The following is a 5,669-nucleotide window of genomic DNA, read 5'->3' as shown; positions in this document are numbered from 1 at the left end:
GTTCTCGTGGACAAAGCCACTGCCATTTCGGCCACGCCTCGACCGCGACCAGGTGGGCAAAGATCTCGTCGGCCGGCGCCGACATACGACGCTCATGGGCGATGAAACTGTCGCCGTGATCCGGCCCCCAGCCGGGGGCCAGTGGACCTGGGAAACGGTTCTGTATCCATCCCGGTAAGACTGGCGTTCGCCGGTGGACACAGCATCAGCGCGGTTGGCCGGTACGGCGCGAGCTGTCCGGCCGGGCTGATCCGTGTCGCGGTCTGGTAAGCGCCCTCGTAGTCGCCTGCCCCGATCTCGTGAACGCTCGCGCCTGCAACGCGAAGAACGTCACACCGGTGGCTTGGTGTGCGACAGCCCATCGGACCACGTCGTCGGTCAGCTGGCGAGCCGCCTGAGCCTCGCCGCGCCCGGCCGCGACCAGCGCATGCACCCAGTCGAAGTACCAGCGGAAAAACTTGAACCCGTGTTCGTTGCTGACCGTGATGCCCTCGTCGGACAGCTCCCACGCCTGGTCCCAGCAGCCGGCCAGGAACGCGCCGATGGCCAGGTGGGTCAGCGCGCCGAGATGACGGCGAGCGGGGCCCTTGCCCTCTCGGCTCATCTGCGCCAACTGCTGTTCCGGGCCACGCAGCCGGGACAGGCGGTCGGCGAACAGAGCGGCCGTACCGATCCGGACGAGCCGGGTCGGGGAACACCCCCGCGTAGACGCGCAGGAGGGGAGGAGGCTGCGGGACCATCCGGTCGACCAGCGTACGAGCGGTCCGCCCGGCCTCCCCGGTGCCCACCCACCAACTGACCAGCTGCAGCGAGTACATGGCCTCGATCAGCACCGGGTTCTCCGTGTCGTACCCGTGATCGCCGGCCTCGATCGCGCCGGCCAGCAGACGGAAAGCGGTGGTGACGCCGCCTTCCGGGTGTCCAGCGATCCGCTGCGGCGGGCATCGCCCAGCAATCGGGTGGCAGTGACCATCTCACCGCCACTTCGGCACCGACATATGCGGCCTCGGCGAGTCGGCGGCCGCGATCGGCCGGTTGCGGGCTCAGATCCGCCGCACGGGTGAACGCGGCGACGGCGCCGATCGCGCCGATCGCGTCGCCCTGCCGCAGCAGAATCCGGGCTGTGGCCTCCAGCTGACCGGCGATGTCCTCGTCCGGGCCCACCGTGGACTCGGCGAGGTGGCGTACGCGCCGCTCCGGAGCGTCGATGACTCCGGCCAACGCGCCGTGGGCCCAGCGCCGTTCCCGCTCCGAGCACGCCCCGACCACCGCGGCCCCGATGAGCGGGTGCCGAAAGCTCAGCCGGTTCGCGTACATCTGCACGAGTCGGCCGTCCTCCGCCGGCTTGAGGTCGTCAAGATCGCAGGTGCTGCCACCGGCGGCACGCAGGCGGGCCACCTCTGTGGTGCCACCGAGAGCGCCGAGCAGCATCATCAGACGGCAGCGTTCGGGCAGCTCGCTCATCCGGGAGGCGAACATCGCCTGTAGCCGTTCGGTCAGCGGCAGGACGGTGGGAAGTGCGGTGAAGTCCGTACGGTGGTCGCCGTCCAGCGCGGAGGGAAGTTCCAGCAGCGCCAGCTGGTTGCCGGCGGCCTCGGCGAGCAGTCGTTGCCGTACGGCCGTCCCAACTCCGGAAACGTGCGGTCCACCAGGGCCCGTGCGGCAGTTGGGGGCAGACGCGGCAGGGCCATCTCGGTCAGCCCGCCGCCCGCGAAGAACCCGCGCTCGGCGGTACGGCAGGCCCCCAGGCAGACGATCGGCCTGCCGACCAGCCGGCGAGCGACGAAACCGAGAACCTCGGCGCCGGCCCGATCCACCCAGTGCAGGTCGTCGACGAGGACCAGGAGCGGGGCATCTGCCGCGATCGAACGCAGCTACAGCACGGCTGCGTTCGACACCACGAGCCGGTCCGGGGGCGGGCCGATTTCGAAGCCGAGCGCGCAGCGCAGCGCGGTGCGGTGCGCGTCAGAGAGGGAATCCATGTCGTCGCCGAGCGGGAACAACAACTGGTTGAGGGCGGAGTAGTTGACATCCGCCTCGAACTGCACACCAGCGGCACGCAGGACACGGGTGCCGTTCTTGGCCTCCATGGCCGCGAACTCGTCGAGGACCGCGGTCTTGCCCAGGCCGGCGTCGCCGACCAACAGCAGAGCGCCACCGCGTACACCCGCCGCCTCGAAGAAGTCACGGATCGAACCGACGTCCTTGTCGCGGCCGATCAGCTCCATCGCGTCATCCTCCTGAAATGCGGCGATCACGACAAGCACCATCCGCCCAGCGGGTGGGACCGTACGCGTGAAGTTGTAGGTTCGACAGAGGGAAGGGTTCCCCTGACGCGCTCAGCTCAGGTAGTTCTCGACCTGCGAAGCCGGACGCACATGAGCCTCGTCCGGGTCCTGGCCGAATTCGGCCTTTGCGCGTCGCTGGCGCAACAAATCCCAGCACTGGTCGAGTTCACGCTCGAGTTCGCCGAGACGCTGCTTTTCTTCCTGTGTATCGATTTGGCCCTCTTGCGCTGAATCCCGCAGCTTCCGTTCCTGTTCCACCATTTCCGCTATCCTGCCGAGAATTTGTCCCTGATCCATTGCTTCTCCAAGGGGTCGAAGGCGCATCATGAGCTGACGCTGCGTCACGTGATCTCAAGCAGGGTTAAACTCTAAGACGCGTTACTTGAGGACGCAAGGGACGTCGTCTCAACGTCTTTCCAGGGTGCGAAACTTACCCAGCCAGTTTCACATTGCGGCTGTGAAGAGTCCCCCCTTGGTGCGGCTCTCTTCTCCGTTGCTTCTTGGCCTCTCTCCGCCGCAGAGCGGAAGACGATCAACCGGCCAACCTGAACGTCTGGGCCTCCGAACCGGGCGCCACTGCTCAAGTGGACCACGCGCGGCGAGCACATGGGGCTTCTCGACCGGGAGGAACACGACGAAGACCGGGCGGTTGGGTGGTCAGTTCTGTGCCGGCGAAGCGGTGTCGATGATCTGAGTCGTTTTTCCGCAGCCAGCGGTGTGGTGAAAGGGGGAGCAGTCCGGTGAAAGGAGAGTTCATGCCTCCCACACGAGTCGAGACGACTCAAAGGTTCAACGCGCCACCCACCTTTCCTCGCACATGCGGGGGGCGTGTCATCCGTTGCTATTGTCCGTGACTGATCGAACGACTACGTGGGTCGAGAGCGGAGGTCGTGGCCGAAACGCCGATAGTCCTGTTGCACGGCTTCTATCACGGTTCATGCGCGTGGGCGAAGGTGATCGCCGAACTCGCCGCACGCGAGCGTGCGGCGGTCGCGGTGGACATCGTCTCCCAGCGGGGCGCGGCAATCCGTTTCGAGCGACCACCCCGACCGACGGCTCCTGCGGGGCGATCTCGCCGGTTGGACCGGTGAGTCGGGGGACGCTGCGGGCGCGGTGCAGTGGTACGGCTGTCAGGACACTCCGAGGCCGTTCAGCAAGGTGTCGACGACGACATCCGCAGCCTGGCCCGGGCTCAGCTCGGGCAACTGGCGGGACACGAGGTGCATGAGCTGGGGCAGCAGCGCCCCGGCCCATCCCTCCGGGAGACCGGGGCGCAGGAGGCCTTCGTCGGTGGCCCGTTGGAGGAAGGTGTCGACCTCGCGGACGGAGGTGTCGCGGCGCGCGCGGACGGCGTCGTCGACGAGCATGCGGGCGAGGTCGACGGGCCAGGTGCGGTTGACGGCGATGATGTTCTCGACGTAGCGGTGCAGGGCGACGGCGACGGGGGCTTCGCGCAGCCGTGCCTCTTCGATGGCGTGCTCGATGGCCGTGAGCCGGGCGTCGTAGATGGCCGTGAGCAGGTCCTCGCGGGAGGCGAAGCGGCGGTAGACGGTGCGGCGGTCCACGCCTGCCTCGGCGGCGATGGCAGCGATGCTCGCCCCGGGGTCGGCGGCGAGCATACGTGCTCCGGTGGTCAGGACCGCTTCCAGATTGCGCGCTGCGTCGGCTCTCACAGCAGCGAGTCCAGTTGGCGCGAATGTGAAACCTGAGCCCTCTATCGCCTCTCTGAAGTCGACCCCTGCCCATTAAGACGGCGTTTCTGATGGCTCTGTCAGAGGTGCCGCGTAGATTCCGGTCATGCCCGAGCCTTTGACTGAAGATCTCAGACAGTTGTTGAACGACTTGCCGCCTGGCCGGCTGCTGGGGCCGTGTGTTGCTCCGCATCCGGTGGTGTGGGTGAGCGATGGACCGGTCATGGATGCGGCCGACTGGTGGAAGCGTCTGTACACACGGCGTTGTGAGACCGGCCTGTACCCGCTGCTGCTTGAGTACCCCGATGACTCATTCGAGCCGGTGGGCGGTGACTACGGGGCTGACGTCGATGCCGCCTCGTACTTGCGGAGCCAGTGGACGGACGATTCTTGGTTGCCTTTCAAGGAGTGGCCCGGTCTCGCGAGGCCTGCGGCGGCGACGACTGACGTTGACGTGTGCGCGGGCGAACTGGCGTCCGCTGTCGCCCGCGACGGCCGAGCCCGGTGTCTCGCACTCGTCCAGGTCACGCGGGGGGCTGATGCGCCCGCCGCCCTGAGCTGGCTCGGGATGACGAATCACATGACTGCCCAGGAGCTGTCGGCAGTGCTGCGCTCCTGGGAGGACCGGTTTGGTCTCCGCGTGGTGGGCTTTGGGCACGGAAGCTTGTATGTCTCTGTTGCCGCTCGGCCAACGGATGTCCACCAGGCCCGTGTCCTCACTGCGGAGCACTACCTCGCCTGCCCGGATGTTTTCTACGTGGACCCCAGCCTGGACTGGGACACGTACCACGAGGACCTCATGAAGCGTCGCGAATGGTGGTTCTGGTGGGACTGAGAGTCCTCTACTTGGTGAGGCGGCGGTAGCAGATGAGCGTGGCGGCAATGCCCGCGAAGGCGAGGAAGTGCTCGGGCTTGCGTTCGTAACGGCGGTGCAGACGTCGGCAGCCCGCCAGCCAGGACACCGTTCGTTCCACGACCCATCTGTGCCGGCCAAGCCGTTGCGACGACTCCACGCCTTTGCGGGCGATGCGCGGTGTGATGCCGCGCCCCCAGAGCCATCGGCGCAAGTGGTCATAGTCGTAACCCTTGTCACCGTGGAGCTTCGCGGGTCGCCTTCTGTGAGGCCCCCGGTGTGAGCGGATGGGTGGGATACCGCGCACGAGCGGCTCAAGGCCGAGGCTGTCGTGCAGGTTGGCGCCGGAGATGCCCAGCGACAGCGGCAGGCCGTTCCGGTCGGTGATCAGGTGGATTTTCGATCCCAGTTTGCCGCGGTCGGTCGGATTTGGTCCGCTCAGTGGCCCCCCTTTGTCGCCCGCACGCTGACCGAATCGATCACGCAGCGCGACCAGTCCAGGTCACCGCGGGCACCCAGTTCATCAAGCACAACGCGGTGAAGCCGGGCCCAGACCCGCTCCCGGCTCCACTGGCTGAACCTCCGGTAGACCGTCTGCCAGCACGGTCCGAACACCGGCGGCAGCTGCCGCCACGTGCACCCCGACGTGGCCACGAACACGATGGCGTCAACACCTCACGATCACCGGACCGACGCTTACCGCCGCCTTGCGGACGCGTCACCTCCGTCAGAGGCACCACCCGTCGAAACAGCTCCCACAGCTCATCCGGCACTAGCCGCTCAGCAAGAGTCATCACACCAAGCCAACGAGCTGAGACAGCCATCAGAAACGCCGTC

General features: G+C 67.0%; 7 protein-coding genes and 1 pseudogene. 2 read left to right on the top strand and 6 right to left on the bottom strand.

The window, feature by feature from the left end:
* Positions 1-205: 205 nt before the first annotated feature.
* A complete protein-coding gene (locus AQJ46_RS56840; protein WP_208617144.1) occupies positions 206-604 on the bottom strand; it encodes a hypothetical protein in 399 nt (132 codons plus the stop codon).
* 431 nt (positions 605-1,035) lie between these two features.
* On the opposite strand from AQJ46_RS56840, the gene AQJ46_RS56835 reads away from it, so the two are divergent.
* Positions 1,036-1,488 (top strand): hypothetical protein, encoded by a 453-nt coding sequence (locus tag AQJ46_RS56835; RefSeq protein WP_059212191.1) that lies wholly within the window; start codon positions 1,036-1,038, stop codon positions 1,486-1,488.
* 8 nt (positions 1,489-1,496) lie between these two features.
* On the opposite strand, the gene AQJ46_RS56830 is transcribed toward AQJ46_RS56835, so the two are convergent.
* From AQJ46_RS56830 to AQJ46_RS51010, 4 genes are all read right to left on the bottom strand, one after another.
* Positions 1,497-1,817, bottom strand: coding sequence for a hypothetical protein (locus AQJ46_RS56830; protein WP_208617143.1), 321 nt, complete (start codon positions 1,815-1,817; stop codon positions 1,497-1,499).
* A gap of 57 nt (positions 1,818-1,874) precedes the next feature.
* A complete protein-coding gene (locus tag AQJ46_RS56825; protein ID WP_208617142.1) occupies positions 1,875-2,258 on the bottom strand; it encodes an AAA family ATPase in 384 nt (127 codons plus the stop codon).
* An 81-nt stretch (positions 2,259-2,339) separates the two neighbouring features.
* On the bottom strand, positions 2,340-2,585 hold the full coding sequence (locus AQJ46_RS53870) for a DUF2630 family protein (RefSeq protein WP_079072889.1): 246 nt from the start codon (positions 2,583-2,585) through the stop codon (positions 2,340-2,342).
* Between the two features lie 833 nt (positions 2,586-3,418).
* Positions 3,419-3,907 carry a TetR/AcrR family transcriptional regulator gene (locus tag AQJ46_RS51010; RefSeq protein WP_059212189.1) on the bottom strand — a complete coding sequence of 163 codons (489 nt, stop codon included), beginning with the start codon at positions 3,905-3,907 and terminating at the stop codon, positions 3,419-3,421.
* 178 nt (positions 3,908-4,085) lie between these two features.
* On the opposite strand from AQJ46_RS51010, the gene AQJ46_RS51005 reads away from it, so the two are divergent.
* Positions 4,086-4,814: a DUF4253 domain-containing protein gene (locus AQJ46_RS51005; RefSeq protein WP_059212188.1), complete on the top strand. Its 729-nt coding sequence runs from the start codon at positions 4,086-4,088 to the stop codon at positions 4,812-4,814.
* Between the two features lie 7 nt (positions 4,815-4,821).
* Here the strand turns inward: AQJ46_RS51005 and AQJ46_RS55210 are convergent.
* Positions 4,822-5,626: pseudogene (locus tag AQJ46_RS55210) on the bottom strand (IS5 family transposase).
* Between the last annotated feature and the right edge of the window lie 43 nt (positions 5,627-5,669).

The organism is Streptomyces canus, from assembly GCF_001514145.1.
Taxonomy (GTDB): domain Bacteria; phylum Actinomycetota; class Actinomycetes; order Streptomycetales; family Streptomycetaceae; genus Streptomyces; species Streptomyces canus.
This window is presented reverse-complemented; position numbering and strand designations above follow the sequence as displayed.

Excerpts from the sequence above, each read along its gene's own strand:
- AQJ46_RS56840 (WP_208617144.1), bottom strand. The coding sequence starts at position 604 with ATGAGCCGAGAGGGCAAGGGCCCCGCTCGCCGTCATCTCGGCGCGCTG.
- AQJ46_RS53870 (WP_079072889.1), bottom strand. The coding sequence starts at position 2,585 with ATGGATCAGGGACAAATTCTCGGCAGGATAGCGGAAATGGTGGAACAG.
- AQJ46_RS51010 (WP_059212189.1), bottom strand. The coding sequence starts at position 3,907 with ATGCTCGCCGCCGACCCCGGGGCGAGCATCGCTGCCATCGCCGCCGAG.
- AQJ46_RS51005 (WP_059212188.1), top strand. The coding sequence starts at position 4,086 with ATGCCCGAGCCTTTGACTGAAGATCTCAGACAGTTGTTGAACGACTTG.